At 68.9% G+C, this 22,533-nt stretch carries 19 protein-coding genes; 9 read left to right on the forward strand and 10 right to left on the reverse strand.

Annotated elements, in window-relative coordinates; all coding sequences use genetic code 11:
• Window positions 1-308: 308 nt before the first annotated feature.
• The gene (locus ACWFRF_RS30055) at window positions 309-938 is read left to right on the forward strand and encodes a transglycosylase SLT domain-containing protein (RefSeq protein ID WP_378659547.1); all 630 of its coding nucleotides are present in this window, start codon (window positions 309-311) and stop codon (window positions 936-938) included.
• Window positions 939-1,014: 76 nt separating this feature from the next.
• Window positions 1,015-1,353, forward strand: a complete 339-nt coding sequence (locus tag ACWFRF_RS30060) for a hypothetical protein (RefSeq protein WP_387445225.1) — start codon at window positions 1,015-1,017, stop codon at window positions 1,351-1,353.
• A 9-nt stretch (window positions 1,354-1,362) separates the two neighbouring features.
• On the opposite strand, the gene ACWFRF_RS30065 is transcribed toward ACWFRF_RS30060, so the two are convergent.
• Window positions 1,363-1,983: a LysE/ArgO family amino acid transporter gene (locus ACWFRF_RS30065; protein WP_452453481.1), complete on the reverse strand. Its 621-nt coding sequence runs from the start codon at window positions 1,981-1,983 to the stop codon at window positions 1,363-1,365.
• 72 nt (window positions 1,984-2,055) lie between these two features.
• Between ACWFRF_RS30065 and ACWFRF_RS30070 the strand changes: the two genes are divergently transcribed.
• The gene (locus ACWFRF_RS30070) at window positions 2,056-2,949 is read left to right on the forward strand and encodes a LysR family transcriptional regulator ArgP (RefSeq protein ID WP_452453482.1); all 894 of its coding nucleotides are present in this window, start codon (window positions 2,056-2,058) and stop codon (window positions 2,947-2,949) included.
• Between the two features lie 12 nt (window positions 2,950-2,961).
• On the opposite strand, the gene ACWFRF_RS30075 is transcribed toward ACWFRF_RS30070, so the two are convergent.
• The 4 genes from ACWFRF_RS30075 to ACWFRF_RS30090 form a co-directional block, all read right to left on the reverse strand.
• Window positions 2,962-3,093: a hypothetical protein gene (locus ACWFRF_RS30075; protein ID WP_378994542.1), complete on the reverse strand. Its 132-nt coding sequence runs from the start codon at window positions 3,091-3,093 to the stop codon at window positions 2,962-2,964.
• Window positions 3,094-3,116: 23 nt separating this feature from the next.
• Window positions 3,117-3,923, reverse strand: a complete 807-nt coding sequence (locus ACWFRF_RS30080) for an alpha/beta fold hydrolase (RefSeq protein ID WP_378994544.1) — start codon at window positions 3,921-3,923, stop codon at window positions 3,117-3,119.
• 59 nt (window positions 3,924-3,982) lie between these two features.
• Window positions 3,983-4,831: a hypothetical protein gene (locus tag ACWFRF_RS30085; RefSeq protein WP_378994546.1), complete on the reverse strand. Its 849-nt coding sequence runs from the start codon at window positions 4,829-4,831 to the stop codon at window positions 3,983-3,985.
• A gap of 65 nt (window positions 4,832-4,896) precedes the next feature.
• Window positions 4,897-5,361 carry a MarR family winged helix-turn-helix transcriptional regulator gene (locus ACWFRF_RS30090; protein ID WP_378994548.1) on the reverse strand — a complete coding sequence of 155 codons (465 nt, stop codon included), beginning with the start codon at window positions 5,359-5,361 and terminating at the stop codon, window positions 4,897-4,899.
• Window positions 5,362-5,432: 71 nt separating this feature from the next.
• Between ACWFRF_RS30090 and ACWFRF_RS30095 the strand changes: the two genes are divergently transcribed.
• Both ACWFRF_RS30095 and ACWFRF_RS30100 read left to right on the forward strand, forming a co-directional pair.
• Window positions 5,433-6,410: a pirin family protein gene (locus tag ACWFRF_RS30095; RefSeq protein WP_378629850.1), complete on the forward strand. Its 978-nt coding sequence runs from the start codon at window positions 5,433-5,435 to the stop codon at window positions 6,408-6,410.
• 134 nt (window positions 6,411-6,544) lie between these two features.
• Window positions 6,545-6,841, forward strand: coding sequence for an excalibur calcium-binding domain-containing protein (locus tag ACWFRF_RS30100; protein ID WP_378629849.1), 297 nt, complete (start codon window positions 6,545-6,547; stop codon window positions 6,839-6,841).
• A 67-nt stretch (window positions 6,842-6,908) separates the two neighbouring features.
• On the opposite strand, the gene ACWFRF_RS30105 is transcribed toward ACWFRF_RS30100, so the two are convergent.
• Window positions 6,909-7,184, reverse strand: coding sequence for a DUF3618 domain-containing protein (locus ACWFRF_RS30105; protein WP_379313854.1), 276 nt, complete (start codon window positions 7,182-7,184; stop codon window positions 6,909-6,911).
• A 34-nt stretch (window positions 7,185-7,218) separates the two neighbouring features.
• Here ACWFRF_RS30105 and bcp point away from each other — a divergent pair, with 34 nt between their 5' ends.
• The gene (gene bcp, locus ACWFRF_RS30110; RefSeq protein WP_379225838.1) at window positions 7,219-7,692 is read left to right on the forward strand and encodes a thioredoxin-dependent thiol peroxidase; all 474 of its coding nucleotides are present in this window, start codon (window positions 7,219-7,221) and stop codon (window positions 7,690-7,692) included.
• Here bcp and ACWFRF_RS30115 read toward each other — a convergent pair.
• A complete protein-coding gene (locus tag ACWFRF_RS30115) occupies window positions 7,689-8,414 on the reverse strand; it encodes a TetR/AcrR family transcriptional regulator (RefSeq protein WP_449969771.1) in 726 nt (241 codons plus the stop codon). The genes bcp and ACWFRF_RS30115 overlap by 4 nt on opposite strands.
• 110 nt (window positions 8,415-8,524) lie before the next feature.
• Between ACWFRF_RS30115 and ACWFRF_RS30120 the strand changes: the two genes are divergently transcribed.
• Together ACWFRF_RS30120 and ACWFRF_RS30125 are read left to right on the forward strand one after the other, a co-directional pair.
• Entirely contained in the window at window positions 8,525-9,487 is a 963-nt protein-coding gene (locus ACWFRF_RS30120; RefSeq protein WP_452453487.1) for an ATP-binding cassette domain-containing protein, read from the forward strand.
• The gene (locus ACWFRF_RS30125) at window positions 9,484-10,251 is read left to right on the forward strand and encodes an ABC transporter permease (protein WP_452453489.1); all 768 of its coding nucleotides are present in this window, start codon (window positions 9,484-9,486) and stop codon (window positions 10,249-10,251) included. The genes ACWFRF_RS30120 and ACWFRF_RS30125 overlap by 4 nt, the downstream gene beginning before the upstream one ends.
• 48 nt (window positions 10,252-10,299) lie before the next feature.
• Here ACWFRF_RS30125 and ACWFRF_RS30130 read toward each other — a convergent pair whose 3' ends face one another.
• Window positions 10,300-11,520 (reverse strand): hypothetical protein, encoded by a 1,221-nt coding sequence (locus ACWFRF_RS30130; RefSeq protein WP_452453490.1) that lies wholly within the window; start codon window positions 11,518-11,520, stop codon window positions 10,300-10,302.
• A gap of 319 nt (window positions 11,521-11,839) precedes the next feature.
• Between ACWFRF_RS30130 and ACWFRF_RS30135 the strand changes: the two genes are divergently transcribed.
• Entirely contained in the window at window positions 11,840-12,460 is a 621-nt protein-coding gene (locus ACWFRF_RS30135; protein ID WP_378994773.1) for a TetR family transcriptional regulator, read from the forward strand.
• Window positions 12,461-12,473: 13 nt separating this feature from the next.
• On the opposite strand, the gene acpS is transcribed toward ACWFRF_RS30135, so the two are convergent.
• The gene (gene acpS, locus ACWFRF_RS30140) at window positions 12,474-12,902 is read right to left on the reverse strand and encodes a holo-ACP synthase AcpS (protein WP_378994563.1); all 429 of its coding nucleotides are present in this window, start codon (window positions 12,900-12,902) and stop codon (window positions 12,474-12,476) included.
• An 11-nt stretch (window positions 12,903-12,913) separates the two neighbouring features.
• Window positions 12,914-22,240, reverse strand: coding sequence for a fatty acid synthase subunit beta domain-containing protein (locus ACWFRF_RS30145; protein ID WP_452453493.1), 9,327 nt, complete (start codon window positions 22,238-22,240; stop codon window positions 12,914-12,916).
• Between the last annotated feature and the right edge of the window lie 293 nt (window positions 22,241-22,533).

Here is a 22,533-nt window from a genome sequence, read left to right on the forward strand (position 1 = left end):
GCGTTAACCCGTCGTGACCATTCTGTCATCAGGTCACAAACGGACCTGCGGTTTGGTTAGCCCGGAAGTATCCAACCTCCGATAGCACCGAACAGCGCGTGGTCTCCCCGCAGCCAGCTGTGGAGCACCGTGCGGCGCCAGCGATGAACTGCCATCGAGCGTTCGTCCCCCGACAGTGTCGCACCTTCCCATACAGACAGAAACAACGCATCGCCTGACCGGCGTGTACTCCCGTGCGCGCTGCGCGATCCATCGCGCCCTGATGCAGGGCCTGCGTCGCCAGACAGAGATGAAGGAACAGAAAAGCCATGCTCAACAAAGACAAGCTCAGCACCGTTATCGGCCGTCGCTCGCGCCGTGAGGCGTTCACCGTGGCAGTCGCCGCGGTCGGCCTGGTCGCCGTAGCCGCGTCCTCCGCCGTCTCGTTCGCCGACGACAGCGTTCCCGAGCGTGCCGCCATGGTCGTCGAGCAGGCGGAGAACATCCCCGCCGTCGGCGCCGCCCCCGCCATCCAGGCCATCCCGGCGCCCGCGCCGCAGGCCGCTCCCGCCCCGGCACCGGAGGCCGCCCCGGCTCCCGAGGCCGCCCCGGCCCCGATGCCCGAGGTGAAGTCCTACGAGGACAACCTGCACGGCTGGATCACCGAAGCGCTCGACATCATGGCCGCCAAGGGCATCCCCGGCAGCTACGAGGGCATCCACCGCAACATCATGCGCGAGTCGACCGGCAACCCCCAGGCGATCAACCTGTGGGACTCCAACGCCGCGATGGGCATCCCCTCCAAGGGCCTGCTCCAGGTGATCGACCCCACCTTCGCGACCTACCACGTCGAGGGCACCCCCTTCGACGTCTGGAACCCCGTGGCCAACATCGTCGCGGCCTGCAACTACGCGGCGCAGCGCTACGGCTCCATGGACAACGTCAACTCCGCTTACTGAGCAACCTGACGGGTGAACGCCCGCGCCCCGGTCATCGCCGACCGGAGCGCGGGCGTTCCGTCGTAGAATCGCCGTCGTGCCAGACAGCGCCGATCAGGCACCCGATCACGCGCATTCCGACGCGGCCACCGCCAGCCGCGTCGCCAAGGCCCGCCGCATGGCCGCCTACGTCTGGTCACGCGATATCCGCAGCGCCGAACTGCTCGCCCTGCCCGCGGCCACCCTGCGCAAGCTGGCCCGCGCCGCCGACACCAATCCGCCGAGCACCGGCGAAACCTGGCAGGTGGTCGCCGACCTCCTCGACCAGAAGGACGCCTGGGCGGCCCGCAACCCCCGGCACGCCGCCGCGGTGCGCACCCACGCCGACGAGAAGCTGCTGTGGGTCAAGCCCCCGGTGAAGCCGTGGGAGTCCTAACACCGCGCCTCAGGCGAGCAGCAGGCCGACGGCCAGCGCGAGCATGACCACGGCGATCAGCGAATCCAGGACACGCCACGCCCTCGGGCGCGCGAAGAGCGGACCGAGCCGGCGAGCACCGTAGCCGAGGGCGCCGAACCACAGGACGCTGGCGAGCATGGCCCCGGCGGCGAGGAACCAGCGGTCGGGCGCCGCGTAGGTGCTGGCGAAGGAACCGAGCAGCACCAGCGTGTCGAGATACACGTGCGGATTGAGCCAGGTCAGCGCCAGACAGGTGAGCACGGACGCACCGACGGCCACCGAGGCACCCGCCGCGTCGGTGATCAGGGTCGACGAACCGAGGGCGCGCCGAGCCGCCAGCAGCGCGTAGCCGACCAGAAAGGCCGCCCCCGCGTACCGGGCGACGGTCAGCACCGCCGGAAACGACTCGACGACCGCCCCGAACCCGGCCACGCCCGCGCCGATCAACACGATGTCGGACACCGCGCACACCGCGATCACCGGCAACACGTGCTGCCCACGCACCCCCTGACGCAGCACGAACGCGTTCTGCGCGCCGATGGCCACGATGAGCGAGAGCCCGAAGCCCAATCCGGAGAGGGCGGCCGACGCCGCCGATGATGCCGTCACAGCTCTCGACGTTAAGAGGTCGTCAATTTTCAGTCCAGCTAATGATTCTTCACTACCATTAGAGTTACTTCAGTGGATTTCCAACTGGACCAGCTGCGCGCCCTCAACGCCGTCCTCACCGAGGGCACGTTCGACGCGGCCGCCCGTCGGCTCGACCTCACCCCGTCGGCCATCAGCCAGCGAATCAAAGCGCTAGAGGAATCGGCGGGACGCGTGCTGGTGCAACGCTCGAAACCGGTGCGCCCCACCGAATCCGGGCTCGCGGTGCTGCGTCTGGCCCGGCAGGTGGAATTGCTCGCGGGCGACACCGCGCGCGAACTCGGCGATGCCGACCGCCCCGCCGACCGGCCGATCCGCATCCCGATCGCCGTCAACGCCGACTCCCTCGAATCGTGGGTCATGCCCGCGCTCGCGAGCGTGCCCGCCGGGATCTCCTTCGACCTGCACCGCGAAGACGAGGAACACACCACCCGGTTGCTGCGCGACGGCACGGTGACCGCCGCGATCACCGCCACCGCCACACCGGTGCAGGGCTGCACCGTGACCCCGCTGGGGGCGATGCGCTACCGCCCCACGGCGACACCGCGGTTCGTCCGCACCTGGTTCCCCGACGGCCCGACCTCCGCCGCGTATGCCCACGCGCCCGTCGTGCACTTCGATCGCAAAGACGATCTCCAGCTCCGCCAGCTACGCCGGCGCACCCGTCGCCAGGTCGATCCGCCGGGTCACTACGTGCCCTCGTCGAGCGCGTTCGCCGATGCGGTGCGGCTCGGCCTCGGCTGGGGCATGCTGCCCGACCTGCAAACCGGGAAAGACCGCACCACAGGCACTTTGGTCAACATCGACGGTGATTCCCACATCGATGTCCCGCTGTACTGGCAGCAGTGGAAGCTGCACTCCCCCGCCCTCGCCGCCGTCGCCACCGCGATCGCCGCGGCCGCCGCGTCGGCGCTGACCACGAGCTGACCGACCCGCGGCTCAGGCGTCGTCGAGATCCGGGACCAGGCGCAGTCCCCACTGATTGGCGCAGTTGGTACACACCCACGTCCCGTTCATCTCCCGATAGGTGAACGTGTCGTCACAGGCGGGGCAGTTCGGCGAATCGGTCATCGAAGATCCTTGTGAGTGGTGAATTATCGAGCAGCGGAGAGGAATTCGATCAGGATGCGGTTGACCTCGTCGGGCCGCTCCAGATATCCGTAGTGCCCACACCGTTCGATCTCGGTATAGGTGGCGGTCGGGATCGCCTCGGCGACCTCCCGGCAGAACCGCGGCGGCACCATCTGATCATCGGCGAACCCGACCACCAAGCTGGGCACCGAGATCCCCCGATACGCCTGCCGCCGGTCCTGCGACCGATCCATTGCCGCTTGCGCCCGAGTGCCGGGAGTTCCCTTCCCCGAGGTGAATTCGAAGATATCGAGCCACTCCTGCGCCTTGGCCGGATCGGCCAGAGTGTGTGGCGACAGATTGATCATCGCCTTGACGGCGGCCGCGTATTCCGGCGGTAGCTGAATCCCCTTGTCGAACAACGCCTGCTCGCCCTTGCTGAGGGTGCTCGTCACCGGATACGGCCGCGCGGTGGCGGCGAACATGACCGCCCGGCGCAGCAACTCCGGCCGGGCCAGCGCGAGTTCGGCGACGATCCGCGAGCCCATCGAGGTGCCGACCACATGCGCCGGAGCCCCTAGGTGCTCGATCAGCGCGGCGGTATCACCGACCAGCTGCGCCATGGTGATCCCCGATGCCGACTCCGACGACGGCGCGATCCCCCGATTGTCGACAGTGGCGACGGTGAACCCCGCCTTGACCAGGGCGGGCACCTGATAGGTGCGCCAGACACGTCCAGGACTCCCACTACCCATCACGAGCAGGACAAGCGGTCCCGAACCGGTGACGTCGTAGCTGAGCTGGATGCCGTTGAGCGAGGCGATGGGCATATCTCAACGTACCGCCACGACAGGGCGGGCTCGACATCGAGGACAGCCACGCACCTGCCTCAGCTCACCGCGGCGAAATAGGCGGTGCGAACGGCGACAGTCGCGGGCGCGGGGAAGTCGGGTGCGCCGGATCCGAGTGGCCCGATCCTGACCTGCCAGGTGCTGGTCGAGGTGTCGATGGCGGTGCGGGCGGTGGACGGCTGGAGGACGACGTCGTTGCCGCCGTCGCAGGAGTAGGCGCCGACCAGGCCGTCGGAGCGGCCGCCCCAGGCGCCGCCGACGCGGATGCGGCAGTGGCGGCCGTCGGCGAGTTCGAGTGCCCACGGCTCGGGCGACGCGGTTTTGCCGATATCGGCGACCGGCGGGTCGACGGTATACCGGCGCAGACCGCGCTGCCACGGATCGTTCGCGCACAGCAGGGAGGCCTTGTCGGGAGCCGCCCAGCACACGTTGGCCGAGTCGGCGGAAGCACCGCATTCGTAGATGCCCGCGGTGGTGGCCGAGCGGCTCGGCGACATGTGGGAGCAGTCGAGGACGCCGACCGGAGTGGAGCCGGACACGGTGAAACCGTTGGACGGCTGACCCGCGGCGTCGACGGCGACCAGCGAGACGACGTCGGTCGCGACCGGCGGCTGTGGCGCGGTGGTGCCGGGGAGGCTGCTCGGTGCGCCCTGACCGGTCGGGCGAGGGCCCGGCGTCGTCGGAACGACGGTGATCACCGGCGACCGATCCGGTGCGGTCGTCGGACCGCCCGCACCGGGCAGTTCGGTGGCGGGCGCACCAGAACCCCACGAGCCACCGCGAGCGGTCGTCGTCGCCGGTTGCGCGGTGCCGTCTTCGGTCGAGCACCCCGCGACCGACAACGCACACAGCATGCCCATCGAAACGATGTATCCGGCTGTCTTCATGCCACCACCCCTGCGTGCGAAGTTCGAGCCCTGTCTAGTGCGCATCGGGTCGGTGGCCCGAATCGTTAACCGGCCGAATCGCTTCGGGCCTCACTCGCCGCGATCACTTTGCCTGCCAGCGAGCGGATCGCCGTGCTCTCCGCGTCGGTCATCCGGTCGACGAACACCTCCCGCACCAATTCGACATGCTCGGGTGCGGCCTCGCGCAACACCGTGCGTCCGGCCTCGGTCAGCGACACGACGATTCCGCGCGCGTCGTCCTCGGCCTGCACTCGATCGACGAGTCCGCGAGCGGCCATGCGGGCCACATGCTTGGACAACCGGGACTTGTCCCAGCAGACCTGGGCGGCCAGCTCCTTGGCCCGCAGGCATCCGTCGGGTGCCGCCGACAGCGGGACCAGCAGCTCGTAGTCGGCCATCGACAGTCCGTATTCGCCCAGACCCGCGGCCAGGACGGCGTCGAGTCGCTGACGCATGAGGATGTAGGACTGCCATGTCTGCTGCTCTTCTTCGGACAACCATCTGGGCACGGGAATGATTCTAGAACTCTGTTGGTTGACATGGAAACCAACAGCCTGACGAAGCTTCCAGGAGGCACCCCATGCCAGCTATCACCGTCGACGACATCATGGTGCTGCCCCGGCTGCCCCGCCCCGATGTCACCGAGACCCAGCGCCCGGTTCGCCAGATCGTCACCGCCGCGCGCCAGCAGGAGGGCGCCGGCTTCGAGGTGACCCGGCCGTTCCCCAGCGTCGACCTACGCTCGGCCGACCCGTTCATCCTGCTCGACCAGATGGGCCCGGTCGCTTACGAGCCGTATGCGGCCAAGGGCGCGCCGTGGCACCCGCACCGTGGCTTCGAAACCGTCACCTACATGCTCGACGGCACCATGGTCCACCACGATTCCCAAGGTGGCGGCGGCGTCATCGGCGAGGGCGACACCCAGTGGATGACCGCGGGCTCGGGCATGCTGCACGACGAACTGCCCGAGGAGAAGCTCGTCATCTCCGGCGGCACGTTCCACGGAATCCAGCTGTGGGTGAACCTGCCGCGGGCGAACAAATTCGCCACCCCGCGCTACCAGGACCTGCGCGCGAGCGAACTGACCCTGGTGAGCTCACACGACGGCGGCGCGCTCGTGCGCGTCATCGCCGGTGAGTTCGCCGGTTTCTCCGGCCCCGGCTCCACCTACACCCCGATCGCCTACGCGCACGCCTCGCTCGTCCCCGGCGCCCAGCTGGAGACGCCGTGGCCGAAGGACTTCACCGCGATGGCCTATGTGCTGTCGGGCAGCGGCACGGTCGGCGTCGATCGCAGGCCGATCAGCGCCGGGCAACTGGTGGTCTTCGGCAAGGGCGACGCCCTCACCCTGACCGCCGATCTCACCCAGCACAGCACCACCGGCGATCTCGAGGTCCTGCTACTCGGCGGAACTCCGTTGCGCGAACCGGTGATTCAATACGGGCCGTTCGTGATGAACACTCGGGAGGAAATCATCGAGGCGATGGAGGATTTCAACGCGGGTCGCATGGGCACCATCCCGGCCGAACACCTGACCGGGCGCAGACTGGGTGAATAACCGACCGAGACTCCCGGCGAATCCTCGGGTCGCGTGCGGTTGACAATCGGTCGCCCCGTCACAAAGGTGGACGGGGCTACCGGCCACATCGTGGCCGTGACCACACCCGAACCGCAGCAGACATAGAGGAATTCATGAACGTTCGTCGGCTCACCGTCAGCCTTGCCGCCGTAGGGCTCGCCCTGATCGCCGCTCCCGTCTCCCACGCCGACCCGGTATCGGGCTCGGCGGGTACCGGTTCGTCCAGCTTCGACTCCATCCTCGGAGCGACCGGCTCGGCCAACCTGGTCCAGTCCGGTTCGGCCGGTGGCGCGTTCCGCAGCTGCGACGACGCGATGGCCGCAGGCCGCGCGCCGCTGTTCCGTGGCGAGCCGGGCTACTCGCCGCACCTCGACCCCGATGGCGACGGCCTGGCCTGCCCCACGCAGTAAAGCCACAAAAAACACCCGATGTGACTCGTTGGCACATCGGGTGTTTTTTGTTGTCCGGCCTGCTGATTCAGCGGCGGAAGATCTTGATCAGCACCAGGCCGGCCACAAGGGCGCCCGCTCCGATCAGCGTGTATTTGACCTTCGGCTCGTTCAACTTGGCGACCACCATCGTCTTGGTGTCTTCCGCGATCCGTTGCGGATCCGCGCGCACCGCCAGTTCGTCGAGCGTGGTCGCCAACCGGGTACGCGCGATCTCGATCTCGCGTTCGATCCGGTCGGTGTCGTCCTTGGCCACCGTCACCTCCAGGTATATGTCTTGCTGCTCGTCACCGAGTCTATCCATGCGCCTCGCGGACCCGGTCGGTTACCGTGCGGTGGTGACCGACAACCATCGCCTCTCCCCCGGAGACACCGCCCCCGAATTCACGCTGCCCGACGCCGACGGCAAGGACGTGTCGCTGTCGGATTACCGCGGCCGCAAGGTGATCGTCTACTTCTACCCCGCCGCCAGCACCCCCGGCTGCACCAAGCAGGCCTGCGACTTCCGCGACAATCTGGCCGAGCTGGGCGGCGCGGGCCTCGAGGTGCTCGGCATCTCTCCCGACAAGCCCGCCAAGCTGGCCAAGTTCCGCGACAACGAGGGCCTGACCTTCCCGCTGCTCTCGGACCCCGAGCGCGAGGTGCTCAAAGAATGGGGCGCCTTCGGCGAGAAGATGATGTACGGCAAGACCGTGACGGGTGTGATCCGCTCGACGTTCGTGGTCGACGAGAAGGGCAAGATCGAGGTTGCCCAGTACAACGTCCGCGCCACCGGGCACGTCGCGAAGTTGCGCCGCGACCTGTCGGTCTAGTCGCCGAAGGTGGCGATGAAGACCTCGTAACCGTCGAGCAAACGGGCGAGGCCGAACTCGAAGTCGGCCCTCTCCCAGTCGATATCGTCATCGTCGAACGCGGCGTTGGAGAGGGCGGCCGACACCGAGGGGAAGCGCTGCGGGTCGAGCACCCTGGCCATCACCGAGGCGAAGTCGCCGCCCTCTTCCTCCTGGAGATCCCGGAGGAACCGCCGTTTACCGACCACGAACATCGACACGTTCATCACCAGCTGGAGCTTGATCGGCTCCGGCACGGCCGCCTCGGCGAGAACCTGCAACGCGGTTTCGAGCCAGGCCATGTTGTTCGGCCCCATCGGCGGCCTGCTCAGCGGGATGTCCAACCACCACAGATGACGGCCGAGCCGCTCGAACTCGGCCAGCGCCCACCGCTCGAGACCCACCCGCCACGGCGTTCCCGCGGCGATCTCGGGTGGGGCCCCCACTACGCGATCCATCAGCAGGTCGACCAGCGTGTTCTTGCTGTCGACGTACCGGTACAGCGACATCGCGGTGAAGCCGAGCTGCTTGGCGACCCGATTCATCGACAGCGCCGCGAAACCCTCCGCATCGGCCACTTCGGTCGCGGCGTCGAGGATCTGATCCAGGGTGAGCCCGCGTTTGGGCCCCCTGCCGCCGGGTTGCTCGCGCCCCCACATCAGCTCGACCGCTTTCGGTAGCGCCATGTCGCCGGACGTCGTCATCTGCCTCCTCTGCTCGCCTCGACTCTAACCCGCGCACTCTTGCGCTCAAGAACTGTTTAGCCTATAAACTGTGTTTATTACATAAACAGTTTCTCGATCGGAGAGAACTCATGACATCGCCACCACCGCCCGCACTCTCGATCCGCCGATTGCACAAGACCTACGGCTCCCATGTCGTCCTGGACGACCTCGACCTGGACATCACCGCGGGCACCGTCTTCGCCCTGCTCGGACCCAACGGTGCGGGCAAGACCACGCTGGTCCGCATCCTGGCCACCCTCAGCAGGCCCGATCGCGGCGACGTCAGGCTCTTCGAACACGACCTGGCGCAAGCCCCCGATACGATCCGGCGCCTGATCGGCGTCACCGGTCAGTATGCCGCCGTCGACGGGGTACTCACCGGCGCCGAGAACCTGCGCCTCACCGGCAGGCTGCTGCACCTCGGCAAGGACGAGACCCGACGCCGTGGCGACGCACTCCTGGAACGCTTCGACCTGGTCGACGCCGCCGACAAGCCGGTCGCCTCCTACTCGGGCGGCATGCGGCGCAGGCTCGACCTCGCGATGAGCCTGATGGGTGAGCCACGCATGGTCTTCCTCGACGAACCCACCACCGGCCTCGACCCACGGAGCCGACGCGATCTGTGGTCCGCCATCAGGGAATTGGCGGCCGAGGGGACAACCATCCTGCTCACCACCCAGTACCTGGAGGAAGCCGATCAGCTCGCCGACCGGATCGCCGTACTCGACCACGGCAGGATCGTCGCCGATGGCACCCCGGCCGAACTCAAACGCCTCGTGCCGGGCGGCCACATCCGGTTCCGCTTCGCCGATCGCGGACTGCTGACCGCCGCGACCAACGCGCTCGACACCGCGACCGGCGCCCACCCCGATCCCGAACAGCTGACCCTGCAGGTGCCCTCGGACGGCAGCGCCGTCGAGATCAAGCGGCTACTCGACCGTTTCGCCGAACTCGATATCGCGATCGAGCAGCTCACTGTCCACACCCCCGACCTCGACGACGTGTTCTTCGCGTTGACCGGTCAGCCCGGACGAACCGAGGTCGCGGCATGAACGCCACGCGCACACTGCAGGATTCGGCCACCATGCTGGACCGCAATATCCGCCACACCCTGCGCAGCCCCGACACCATGATCATGACGGTCGTGCTGCCGGTGATGATCCTGCTGATGTTCGTGTTCGTCTTCGGTGGCGCCATGGACGTGGGTCCCGGTGCCTACATCGACTACGTGGTACCCGGAATCATCCTGCTGTGTGCGAGTTTCGGGGCGTCCACCACGGCGCTCGCGCTGTCCACCGACGTGGCCGAGGGCATCATCGACCGGTTCCGCACCATGGCCATCGCCCGGTCGGCGGTACTCACCGGGCACGTCGCCGAGAGCGTGATCCGCAATCTGATCACCTCCGCGATCGTGATCGGGGTGGCGGTGGTGCTCGGCTTCCGCCCGACCACCGATCCACTGCGCTGGCTGGGTGTTTTCGGTGTGCTGGCGATGTTCGTGTTCGCGCTGTCGTGGTTGGCGGCCGCGTTGGGCCTGCTCGCCCCGAACCCGGAGGCGGCCAACGGCTTCACCTTCGTGTTCATGTTCCTGCCCTATGTGAGTTCGGCGTTCGTGCCGACCTCGTCGATGCCGACGTGGCTGCACTGGTACGCCGAGAATCAGCCGGTGACCCCGGTGATCGAGACGCTGCGCGGATTGTCGATGGGCACGCCGATCGGCAGCAGCTGGGTACTCGCGGTGCTGTGGTGTGCCGGCATCGGGCTCGTCGGGTACATCGCGGCGGGGGCGCTGTTCCGTCGGCAGAGCAACGTCTGAGAACCACGAAGGGGCAGCGCGTGCGCTGCCCCTTCGTGGTGGAGACGATCAGTCGGCGGACGCCGTGTGCGGGCCCTGCGGCATGGGCGCCTGCGCGGGCTGCATCCCGAGCGGAATGCCGGTGCCGGGCAGGGTCGGTGCGGCGGCGGGAATCTGCGGAACCACGGGAACAGCGGGTTCGAGCGGAAGCGGGTCTTCCTGTGGCGCGTCCCCGTACAGCTGGGTCGGGTAGTCGAGCGGGAACTCGCCCGGGTTCACCAGTTGCGGATTCGGCGACACCGTTTCGTACGGCGACGTGGGCGATTCTTCCACCGGGCTCACCTGCAACCCGCTACCGGAACCCACACCGCCGCTCGACCCGGACTCCATGGAGGCGGCTTCATGTGTCTGGGGGGCTTGCGGAATGACCGGCGCCGACGCGGCACCGGGCTCCGACGACACGGCCGTGTTGTCGACCGCGGGCGGCCCGCTGTTGATCACCGCGTACGAACCACCCGCCACGAGCCCGCCCGCGAGCACACTCGCCGCCGCGGCGACCATCGCCGTCCCACGCCTGGACCGCGACCCGCTCGAGATCGGCACCACGACGGTATCGCCGAGCGCGACCAGCGCGGCACCGGCGGCGGGCGCGAACGGCGCCAACCGGCACGGCAGCACCGGCACCCCGAATCCGGCGACCGCGTCGCGCACCGCGGGTGCGTCCGACGACGAGCCGACCAGCACCACCGCGGCCGGCTTCACCGACGCCGCCTCGAACTGATCCCACCCCGCCGACACCCCGGCGCGCAATGCGTCGGGTGTGGGTGCGCCGGTCTGCGAGTAGGCGGCGAGCACACGGTGCCGACCCTGGTCGATCAGTGTCATCGCCTGGTAGCCCGGCACCGCCTCGTAGACGAGCAGATTGTCGAACTCGTCGAGCCAGGTCATCGCGCCCGCGACGAACAGATGCGACGATTTCGCCGAAACCAGCGAGGCCGTGCGCCATTGGGTCTCCGCCAGGCGGGTCACGATCGCGCGCCGTTCGACGGCGTCGCGGTAACTCACTGCCACCCCGGCGATCTCGTGCTCGTCGTCGAGCTCGGTCGCGATCGCGTCGAGGGCGGTGTGTACCGCTGCCGCCACTTCGGCCTTACCGTCTCCGTTGGCACGGACGGTGCGCCGCAGCAGCATCCGATCCGTGAGAGTGACGCCCGATTCGGCGAACGCCACCGCGTGCACGGCTCCCCGTTCGGTGCTGACGCCGAGGGTTACCACAGATCCTGCTGCCACAAGTCTTGCCTTCCCCTGTGCGAAACGGTGCGGGACGGGACCACGCAGGGTCCGTCACTTCGCGGTAGGTCTGGTGCGGCGTGAGCTGGCTAGCCGCGAATAAGCGTGCAGATAGACGCACACTTATCTGATGATTCGTCACCGGTCAGGGCATGGATGGGTCGGGATTTCAGCCAGTTGTTGACACGCTGTCGGTAGAGGCGTGTCGCGGATCTGTGTATACCGCTAGCCTGGATGGGTGGAAGTACACGCGCAGGCCCGGTCACCGCAGAGCCGTCCGGACCCTGCGCTGGAATTGCAGGACGACCCCCAGGAGTTGATGCCGCGCAAGCGGCCGACGCAGGAGCGCAGCAAGCGCAAATTCGACGCGCTGCTGGCGTCCTCGCGCGAGTTGCTGGTCGAGGTGGGTTTCGAGTCGTTCACCTGTGAAGAGGTCGCCCAGCGCGCCGAGGTGCCCATCGGCACGCTGTATCAGTTCTTCGCCAACAAGTACGTGATCGTCTGTGAACTCAATCGGCAAGACCTGGTTGCGGTTTCCCGCGAGTTGGCCGACTTCCACGGTGAAGTGCCCTCACTGGACTGGTTGCGGCACATGAACCAGTTCGTCGACCACATGGCGAACCTGTGGACCACCGACCCGTCACGGCGCGAAGTGTGGCTGGCGATGCAGTCGACCCCGTCCACACGCGCGACAGGCGCGTTGCACGAAAAGGAATTCGCCGCGGTCGTCTCGCAGATGCTGCGGCCGCTGACCCCGCGCACCCCGCGCGCCCGGCGCACGATGATGGCCGAAGTGCTGGTACACGTCGTGTATTCGATGCTGAATTTCTCGGTACAGGAAAACCAGTCGAATACCGACGCGGTCGCCGAACTCAAGCGCCTCATGGTGGCGTATCTACTGGTGGCGGAAAAAGAATCGCGAACCGCCGAGGAACACTAGCGGTTCGCGATTTCTAGCCCCGGCCGTCGATCAGATCGGCCAGTTCACCCGGGTCTTCCAGCACCACCATCGCCGCGGCGGTATCACCGTCGTGGGTCAGGGACAGGTGCACTCGGACGCGGGGCAGGAATTCCGCGGCGAGGCCGTGGAGTTTGATGCTGGGCCTGCCCCACGCGTCGTTGACGACTTCGATGAGCGGATACGGGTTGTCGCCGATCTGCGGACTGCGGGCGAAACGAGACGATGCCCAGGCTTTGAGCACCGCCTCCTTCGCGGCCCAGCGTGCGGCGAAGCTGCGGTCCGGGTCGGTCTGCTTGCTCTGGCAGTAGCGACGCTCACCAGCGGTGAATGTCTCCCTGAGCATGGTCGACCCGGGCCGTTGCAGCTGTTCGGCGAACTCGGAGATGGTCACCAAGTCCAAGCCGATACCGAGAATCGTCACAAAGCGGCAGCCTACGACGCTTCGGTCGGCTGCGGGGTGATTTGCCCGGTGCCGCAACCCCATCCGCTCGCGCTGTAGACGCCGTCGCTGTCCAGACGCGCCTGCGGCGAGAGCAGCATGTCGGCCTCGAGCTGACGGATCTGCTTGGCCGGCGTGCCGTCGGCGCCCAGTCGACGATCAGCGGGCTTCTCGTACAGTGCCGACCCGCCGCACATGGCCTCGGCGAACCGCTGCCTGCCCGCGAGCTGACGCGTCTGCGCCCGCTCCTGGTACTCCGCCCGCGCGGCCGGTTCGATCGCGGCCAGGAACGCCTGCGGATGCACCACCGCGAGCAGACCGGACACGTGACCGAAGCCGAGCGAGGTCACCAGACCCGCCTTCAGCGCGAACTTCTCGCCGAAGCGCAGCGGCTCACGCGCCCACACCAGGTGCGGGTAGCCCGCCATCTTCTCGTCGACGCAGTCCAGGCTCCGGTTCGGCGGCACCACACCGTTTTCCAGCACCTGGCACAGGCCGATGAGCTGGAACGCCGCCGCGCCGCCCTTGGCATGTCCGGTGAGGCTCTTCTGCGAGACCACGAACAGCGGGGCGCCCTCGGTACGACCCAGCGCGCCCGCCAGCCGCTCGTGCAGCTCCGACTCGTTGGGGTCGTTGGCCGCGGTGGAGGTGTCGTGCTTGGAGATCACCGCGATGTCGTCGGGGGTCACGCCGAGCTTGCGCAGTTCGGCCGCCAGTCGCGACTCGCTGCCGCCGCGCCCCGCACCCAATGCGCCGAGACCCGGCGCCGGGATGGAGGTGTGCACGCCGTCGGCGAAGGACTGGGCGAAGGCGACGACGCCGAGCACCGGCAGACCCATCTGCACGGCCACGTCACCACGGGCCAGCAGCACGGTGCCGCCACCCTGCGATTCCACGAACCCGCCGCGGCGGCGATCGTTGGCGCGGGAGAAGTAGCGGTCGCTGATTCCCTTGGCGCGCATGCTCGCCGAGTCGGCGGTGGCCGACATGTCACCGAAGCCGACGATGCCTTCGATACCCAGATCGTCGAAGCCACCGGCGACCACGACCTCGGCCTTGCCGAGCCGGATCTTGTCGACGCCTTCCTCGACCGAGACCGCCGCCGTGGCGCACGCCGCGACCGGATGCACCATGGCGCCGTAGCTGCCGACGTAGGACTGCACCACGTGCGCCAGGGCGACGTTGGGCAGTGCCTCCTGGAGGATGTCGTTCGGGCGCGGTTCGCCGAGCAGGTTGTCGACGTAGAGCGAGCGCATCGAGGACATGCCGCCCATACCGGTGCCCTGGGTGTTGGCCACCAGGCTCGGGTGCACCCAGCTCATCAGCTCGTCGGGGCTGAAGCCCGCGCCGACGAACGCGTCGACGGTGCAGACGATGTTCCACAGCGCGACCCGGTCGATCGAGGCGGCCATGTCGGCCGAGACGCCCCAGATGGTGGGATCCCAGCCGGTCGGGATCTGACCGCCGACCACACGCGACAGCTTCGCCTTGCGCGGCACCCGGATCTCGGTGCCCGCCTGACGAGTCACGGTCCAGTCGCTGGAATCGGCGACCGGCGCGATGACGGTGTGCTCGGGATCGGCGGTGTGGAAGGCGCGTGCCTCCGCCTCGCCTGCGACGGTGAACGACAGGTCCTGATCGAGGAACACCGAGGTGAGCAGCGGGGCCGCGTTGTCGAGCATCGCGCCGTCGTCTTCGTAGCGGCGCACACCGCAGCGTTCGACCACGGTGTCGTGGTAGCGCTGCGCGACCTCCGATTCCGGCACGAAGTCGCCGGATTCGGTGTCGTACCAGCCGGGCTTCGGTTCGTTCTCCCACCGGATCAGACCGGTGGTCCAGGCCAGCTCGAGCACGCCGGCGGCCGACAGTTCGTCTTCGACCTCCATCTCGAAGCGGGTGCGCGAGGAGCCGTACGGCCCGAGCTCACCGGCGCCGACGATCACGACCATGTCGCTCAGCTCCGCGGTGACCGGGGCCCATTCCGGCACCGGCAGTGCCGAACTCAGGGTCGGCGGGGCGGGCAGTGCGGCGATCGTCGCGACGGTGGCGGTTTCTTCGACCTTCTCGGCCGCGGCCTCCTGCGCCTGCTTGGCGAGCGCGGGCAGGTCGAGCTTGGCACGCGCCAGACCACCGGTGAGGTCGATCTGCTGCGGGCCGGTGATGGTCACCTGGCGGGCACGCGAGGTGCACCACTTGAGCAGTTCGTCGGCCATCTCGTCGGTCGACCAGGTGTGCACACCCGCCTTCTCGACGGCCTCGACCATGGGGTCGTTGTGGCCCATCAGCCCGGTGCCGCGCACCCAGCCGATCAGCGCGTGCACCAGGGTGACGCGTTCGGCCCAGGACTTCTCGGCCTTCCATTTCAAGACCACCGCGTCGAGGGCGGCCTTGGACTCGCCGTACGCGCCGTCGCCGCCGAACAAGCCACGGTTGGGCGAACCCGGCAGCACCACATGCAGTTTCGCGTCGACGTCGTGGTCGGCGCCGAGGGCCGACAGGCCGCCGATCAGCCGTTCCACCGACCACAGCAGCACGCGCATTTCCATTTCGGCCCGAGCGCCCGCGTCGGCGAGGTCACCGGCGACGCGCGGCGCCGCGAACGGCAGCAGCATCGTCGGGGTCATCGCGTCCTTGACCTTGATCTTGGCGCCGCCCGCGTTGTCGACCTGTTCGGTGCCGACCCAGTCGATCAGCGCGTCGAGGTCCTGGTAGGAGGCCATGTTGGCCGGGACCACCCACAGCGCCGCACCGTGGCGGGCGTTGTCGCGGTAGAGCGAGCGGTAGAACCGCAGCCGCTCGTCGTTGAGACTCGACGTGGTGACCACCACGGTCGCGCCGCCCGACAGCAGCTTGCCGGTGACCGCTGCCGCGATGGAACCCTTGCTGGCGCCGGTGATCACGGCGAGGTCGTCGGACCACAGACCTGGCTCGGTGGTGTCGAGCGCGGTCTTCGCGATCTGCGCGTACACCCCGGCCAGCACCGAACGGGCCTCGTGCATGGCCCGCTGCCGCCACCAGTTCGCCTGGGCGGCCACGGCTTCACCGGCGCCGGCGAATCCGTCGATCGACTGTTCCGCGGTGGTGGCGTCGTCGCCGAGCCACATCTTCGCGAGATCCTCGCGGGCGGTGGCCCACCGGTCGTCGATGAGAACGGCCTTGCGGGCGTCGAACGCGGGCGCGACCAGACGCGGCCAGTCCGAACCCAATTCGGCCGAGACGAGGTCCGCGAGAGTGTCGGCAGTCGCCTCGGGAGCGCTGATCTTCTCGCTGAGGCCGAGTTGTTCGAGTACCACCCGCGCCGCGGTGGCGAGCACGCCGTCGCGTCCGGTGATCTGCTCGGTGAACTCGCCGAGCGCCGCCGCGTCGACGGTGCCGCCTGTCGCGCCACCCGCCGAGGGCATCGAGACCGAGACACCGCGCCGTGCCGCCACGGCCTGCACGGCCGCGTCGATGGCGGCGTCGACCGATGCGGCATCACTGAGCGCACCACCGGCGAGACCGCCGAGGTCACCACCGCGCACGCTGGCGCCTTCGCGGGTGCCGAGCGAGACCTCCGCGGTGACGTGGCTGGCCCAGCCGTCGCCGAGTTCCCAGACCTTCTTGACCCGATCGGCGATGGCGGCGGGCCGCTTGCCCGACGGTCCGAAGACCTTGCGCAGGTGGTCGCCGATGGAGTCGGTGAGCACGCTGCCGAACGGCTTGTAGGTGCGGGCCAGGCGTTCGACCGTGGCCGCCAGCGCGCCCATGTCGGCGTCGGCGGCACCGTCGATGGCGCCGAGGGACAGTTCGGCGCCGAGGTCGACGAGCAGCTGGTTGCGGCGCGAGGAGACACCGTCGCACAGGCCCTCGATGGTGTCGACCGGGCCGATCTGGTCCATCCGCAGCTTCGTCCACAGCGCGATGAGCACACGGGTGGCGTCGGCGGCGCTGAAGGCGATGTCGTCGGGGCGCGGGCCGCCGGTCGCCACCGGAGCGGCGGCGGCGACGGGTGCCGCCGCTGCCGGTGCGGCCGCGGCTTCGACCGGGGTCTCGTCGATGTCGTCGACCGGGGCCGGATCGGTATCGGTGGAGTAGACGACCGCGGCGTCACGTTCGACGTTGACGACCTCCACGGTCGCCCCGCCGAACGCGGGCAGCTTCAGCGTCTGCGAGGCCAGGTTCGCCACCGTCGGGGTGGCGCCTAGGCCGATTTCGACGAAGCGCTCGACCCCGAGACCGCCGTGCGCGGTGTCGGTGAACAGCAGATCCTGGGTCTCGATCCAGCGCACCGGGCTGGCGAACTGCCAGGCCAGCAGCTCGATCAGCACCACCCGGCACAGCTCGGCATCGCGCGTGGCCCAGCTGTCGAAGTCGGCCAGCACGGCTACGAGCGGCTCCGAGGGCACGAGTTCGGCGATCTCGGCGAGGAACGCGCGATCCAGGGAGAACGGGCGTGGCACCAGGTTCGGAATGTAGCGTCCGACCAGGACTTCCGGGTGCACCTCGGCGGGCAGCAGCTGCTCGAGCTTGTGCCGGAACTCCGGCACACCGTCGCGCAGCACCGAGGAGTGGAACGGTACGTCGATGCCGGGCACCAGGATGAAAGCCCGCTTGCCACCGAATTCCGCACGGCGGCGATCGATTTCGGTCTCGAGCGCTTCGAGCCCGGCGACCGTGCCCGCGATGGCGTACTGGGAGCCGCGCAGGTTCAGGTTCACCACTTCGAGGAACTCGCCGGTCTCGGCGCCGATGCCGTCGACGAAGTCGATCACCTCGGCGTCGGGCAGCCCGATCTGCGACGGGCGGATAGCGGCCATCCGATAGTCACTGCGGCCCTGCGCGTCACGCGGCACGAGCTCGTGCATGGCCGAGCCACGCTGGAACACCACCTCGAGCACGGCCTCCAGCGGCAGCACACCGGCGACGGCGGCGAGGGCGTTGTACTCGCCGACCGAGTGACCCGCCAGCATCGCGCCTTCGACGAACGCGCCCGCTTCCCGCAGCTCGGCGACCTGGGCGACACCGAGGGTGGCCATGGCGACCTGGGTGAACTGGGTCAGGTGCAGCACGCCGTCCGGGTGCCGATGTTCGACACCGCGCGCCTTGAGGTAGGTCGGGTTGTCGCGCACCACCGCCAGGATCGAGAAACCGAGGGCTTCGCGGGTGTGCGCGTCGGCACGCTCCCACACCCGCTTGGCCGCCTTCGAGCGGGTCAGCGCGTCCAGGCCCATCCCCTTGCGCTGGATGCCCTGGCCCGGGAAGGCGTACACGGTCTTCGGGGCGGCGGTGCGCCCGGTCGCGGTCATGACCAGGTCACCGTCGACGCGGCAGGAGACCTCGACGATCTCGGCGCCCGCGTCCACCGCGATCCGCTCCACCCGCACGTCCACGGTCGCGCCGGGGCGCACCATGCCGAGGAACCGGGTGGTCCATGCCGTGAGAGTGCGTGCGGGAACGGAGCTTTCGGGATCCACGGCGACCACCGCGTGCTGGGCGGCGGCCGAGAGCCACATACCGTGCACGATCGGGCTGCCGAGGCCGGCCAGCTTGGCGGCGGCCTCGGAGGTGTGGATCGGGTTGTGGTCACCGGAGACCGCGGCGAAGGCGTGCATGGCGCGCGGGGCGGCCATCTGCACGTCGCGGCGACGGCGGCGCGGGGTGTCGGTGGCGGTGTCGGACACCGCACCGGCCGCACGCGGCGGATCGGTGAGCTCGCCCGCGCCGTTGCGGCCGCGGATGGCGAAGCGTTCGACGAGGCGGGCCAGCGGGGTGGCGTCGAGTCCCTGATCCAGGATCAGGCCGATGTTCACCACGACCTCGACCACGCGGCCCATGTCGGTGTCGACCACCGCCCCGCCTTCGGCGCGAACGACAAGAATGCTTGTCTCGGAGGGCAATTCGTTCAGCAGTTCGACCTGGTGATCGAGGTGGACCAGGTCGAGCATGCCCTCGATGACGCAGCCACCGACCGGGGTGCGAGCCGCGCCGAGCACCGCGAAGACCGCGGGCCAGCAGGCGCCGACGAGCACATCGGGGGCGGTGCGACCGAGGGTGCTGAGGGTGTCGGGCAGGCCGGAGCCGGTGACACCGGCGTGGTCGGCGATCAGGTCCGGCATCCACGCCAGATTGAGGTGCGCCACACCGGCTTTCACCTCGGGCAGCGACTTCCCGGCGGCAACGCCGAGCAGTGCCGACATCGCGGTTTCGGCGTCGGCGTCGGTGATCACCGGCGCGCCACCGGAGTACACGCTCGCCGGCACGGTGATGCGGATCCGCACGGAGTCGCGGGCCAGCGGCACCGAAAGCTCCACGTAGCTGAATTCGCTTTCGGGCCCGGTGGTTTCGGTCAGCGTGGCGCCGGTGCTCTGATGCACCGCGCTCCCCTGCTCGACGGTCCACTCCGAGACGTCACCCAGGCGGTGCACCGGGTTGACGGTGGTGCGACCGGCCCACTGCACATCGGGGGCGGCGAGCACGGTGTCGATCGCTCCCGCCACCACACCGGCGACGCGACGCGCGTCCACCGGCTCGGGAACGACACCGGCCCTGACCAGGCTGTACGCGGTGTCCTGTTCGAAGCGGTCGAGCAGTTCGCCGACCGGCTCGTCCACGCGGGTGATGCCCGCGACAGCGACGGTACCGGGGATGACGCACACCTGATCGGCCGAGTAGCGCGGATCATGGGCCTGCCACAGCGAGTCCGAACGCCACCAGCGGCGCACATCGGCGTCGACGACGGGCACGAAGTTCACCGGCTTGCCCGGTGTCTTGCACAGGGAAACGAAGAACGGCACGTCGGCCGGGTGCAGCACGGTGTCCGCGACGGTCGGGTACTGCTTCTTCAGCTCGCACAACGCCTGCACGGGGTGCTCGAAGGCGTCGTCGTCGGCGAACAGGGTTTCGATCTCGCCGCTGTCGGCCGGGTTGAGCCGGGATTCGGTGCGGCGCATCATCTCCGCGAACCGGTCGCGCCAGCTGATGTCGAGCCAGTCCGAGCGGGTCGCGTCGCGGATCGCGTCACCGATATCGCTGCCGCAGTCGAACGAGATCGGCACCTCGCTCGACACAGCCAGCGAGACGTAGCGTTCCAGCCACTGCTGGTAGGTCATGGTGGCGATGTCGCCGAAGTAGGGCTTGGCGGTGGCGTCGAGCGCCGCGATGATCTCGGCGCGACGGCTCGCCACGGCCTCGGCATCGCCCGCGACCTCGTCGAGCAGGCGACCGGTGCGCGAGGCGGCGTTGTCGATCTCGTGGATGTCGGCGCCCAGCTGGCTGCGCCCGGAGGCCATCCCGCCGCTGGCGGTGCCCGCACCGACCCAATCGGGGGTGCCGGGGGTATCGACCAGCAGCTGCTTCACCGCGGGGGCGGTGGTGGCTTCCAGGGTCGCCATGGCCGCGGTGCCGACGAGCACACCGTCGAGGGGCATCAGCGGGTAGCCGTGGCCGGTGGACCAGGTGCCGGTGAGGTAGTCGGTGGCGCGTTCGGGGGTGCCGATGCCGCCGCCGACGCAGATCACCACATTGGCCTGGCTGCGCAGCTGGGCATAGGTCGCCAGCAGCAGGTCGTCGAGGTCTTCCCAGGAGTGGTGCCCGCCCGCCTTGCCGCCTTCGATGTGCATGATCACCGGGTAGTCCGGGACAGCGTCGGCGATGCGCAGCACGGCCTTGATCTGGGCGACGGTGCCCGGCTTGAACGCGACGTGGCTGATGCCGGCCTCGGACAGCTCGCCGATCAGCGCGACGGCCTCGTCGAGTTCGGGGATGCCCGCGGTGACGATCACGCCGTCGATCGGCGCACCCGCGGCCCGCGCCTTCTGCACCAGGCGCTTGCCGCCGAGCTGCAGCTTCCACAGGTAGGGGTCGAGGAACAGCGAGTTGAACTGCACCGCGCGGCCCGGTTGCAGCAGCTGACGCAGCTCGCTCACCCGGTCGGCGAAGATCTGCTCGGTGACCTGTCCGCCGCCGGCCAGCTCGGCCCAGTGGCCAGCGTTGGCCGCGGCCGCGACGATTTTCGCGTCGACGGTGGTCGGGGTCATGCCTGCCAGCAGGATCGGCGAGCGACCGGTGAGCTTGGTGAACGCGGTCTCGACGACGATGCGGCCGTTGGGCAGACGCACCGGCTTCGGCGCGAACGCCGACCACGGCGTCGACGCCTCGGGCGCGGCGCCCGGGGTGAGCAGGCTGCGCTGACCGGCGCGGGTGGCGGCGGCGACCACACCGACACCGGTGCCCTTGAGCGAGCCGCCGGTCACCCGCGAGAGCAGGTCGCCGGGCCCCAGGTCCAGGATCCACTGCGCGCCCGCGTCGACCACGGCGTCGACGGTGGCGACCCAGTCGATCGGGTCGACGAGCACCTGCTGGGTCAGAGCGGCGGCGAGGTCGGCGTCGATCTCGCACTGACGGGCCCAGCCCGCGACCAGTTCGACCGTCTCGGCGAGTGCCGGGTGGTGGAAGGCGACGTCGACGGCGATGTCCTCGAACACGGGCGCGAAGACCGCACCACCGCGGGCCTTGCTCTCGCGCTCACGGGTCTGCTCGTCGTGCAGCTGCGCGCAACGCGTGCGCACTCGATCGATCTGCGCGGGCGCACCCGAGAGCACGACGCGCTTGCGCCCGTTGCGGATCGACACGACCGCGGCGACCGCGGGGTCGACTCCTTCGGCCACCTCGGCGACGATCGCCCGCAGCTGTTCGGGATCCACGTTCGACACCGCCACCATCGGCGACCGCTCACCCACCGGCATCAGTCCACGCCTGCGCGCGACGAGCCCGGCAGCGGCGCCGACGAGCTGGGCGATGGCCAGCAGCTCCGCGTCACGCGTGCCGCCCGCTTCGACCGCGGCGGCGGCGAACAGCCCCTGCGAGTGTCCGACGATGGCGACGGGAGCGTGCTCGACCGGGTCAAGGCCCTGCAGGCGCAATGCCCTGGTCGCGGCGAGCTGGGCCAGCAGTACGCCGGGCATGGACACAGCCACCGAGCGCAGCACCGCGTCCGAGGGCGCCGAGGACGGCTCCTCCGGCTCGTCGAGCTCGCTCTCGAGCACCCAGCCCATCGGGTCGAAACCGCCGGGGCGCACCACCAGCAACTGCGTCGCAACCGGCTCGAGCAGCACGGCCGCGTCGTTGACCAGCGCGGTCAGCTCGGGCTCCAGCGCGCTGTCGCGCCCGATCTCCTCGAGCTCGCGCAGCCACTGCGCACCCTGTCCACCGAACGCCAACGCGTATCCCGCCCCGTTGCGCAGCTGCTCCAGCAGCGCCGCGCGGACACCTCTCGCCTGGCCACGACCATTGGCGCTCGCGGTCGCTCCCATGCCGATTTCGGTGCTCTCGTTGATCGTCAAGACGCTCGACTTCCTTCTCCTGGCGTGTCGCCCACCGACGGCACGCACACGTTTCCGGCAGCCCCTCGGGCCTGTTGAGAGCCACAATCGCACAAAATCATGAGGAAAGCCTCACGTTTCCGGCCCGGTAGCGGGCTACTCCCCAGTATTTCTGTACGACCGTACCGAAATCTTCTGAAACATGACGCAGCCTCATGTTTGAACGCGCAGGTCCGGCCTGTTACCCGAGTTCTCAAACATGAGTGCCCCTCACATTGAGAGTTACTGAATCGTTATAACCCCAGGTCGTGTTA

The organism is Nocardia sp. NPDC055165 (assembly GCF_053606985.1).

Coding starts and splice junctions, on each gene's coding strand:
- ACWFRF_RS30055 (WP_378659547.1), top strand. CDS start 309: ATGCTCAACAAAGACAAGCTCAGCACCGTTATCGGCCGTCGCTCGCGC.
- ACWFRF_RS30075 (WP_378994542.1), bottom strand. CDS start 3,093: ATGACCGATTCGCCGAACTGCCCCGCCTGTGACGACACGTTCACCTAT.
- ACWFRF_RS30080 (WP_378994544.1), bottom strand. CDS start 3,923: ATGCCCATCGCCTCGCTCAACGGCATCCAGCTCAGCTACGACGTCACC.
- ACWFRF_RS30085 (WP_378994546.1), bottom strand. CDS start 4,831: ATGAAGACAGCCGGATACATCGTTTCGATGGGCATGCTGTGTGCGTTG.
- ACWFRF_RS30095 (WP_378629850.1), top strand. CDS start 5,433: ATGCCAGCTATCACCGTCGACGACATCATGGTGCTGCCCCGGCTGCCC.
- ACWFRF_RS30100 (WP_378629849.1), top strand. CDS start 6,545: ATGAACGTTCGTCGGCTCACCGTCAGCCTTGCCGCCGTAGGGCTCGCC.
- ACWFRF_RS30105 (WP_379313854.1), bottom strand. CDS start 7,184: ATGGATAGACTCGGTGACGAGCAGCAAGACATATACCTGGAGGTGACG.
- ACWFRF_RS30115 (WP_449969771.1), bottom strand. CDS start 8,414: ATGACGACGTCCGGCGACATGGCGCTACCGAAAGCGGTCGAGCTGATG.
- ACWFRF_RS30120 (WP_452453487.1), top strand. CDS start 8,525: ATGACATCGCCACCACCGCCCGCACTCTCGATCCGCCGATTGCACAAG.
- ACWFRF_RS30125 (WP_452453489.1), top strand. CDS start 9,484: ATGAACGCCACGCGCACACTGCAGGATTCGGCCACCATGCTGGACCGC.
- ACWFRF_RS30135 (WP_378994773.1), top strand. CDS start 11,840: ATGCCGCGCAAGCGGCCGACGCAGGAGCGCAGCAAGCGCAAATTCGAC.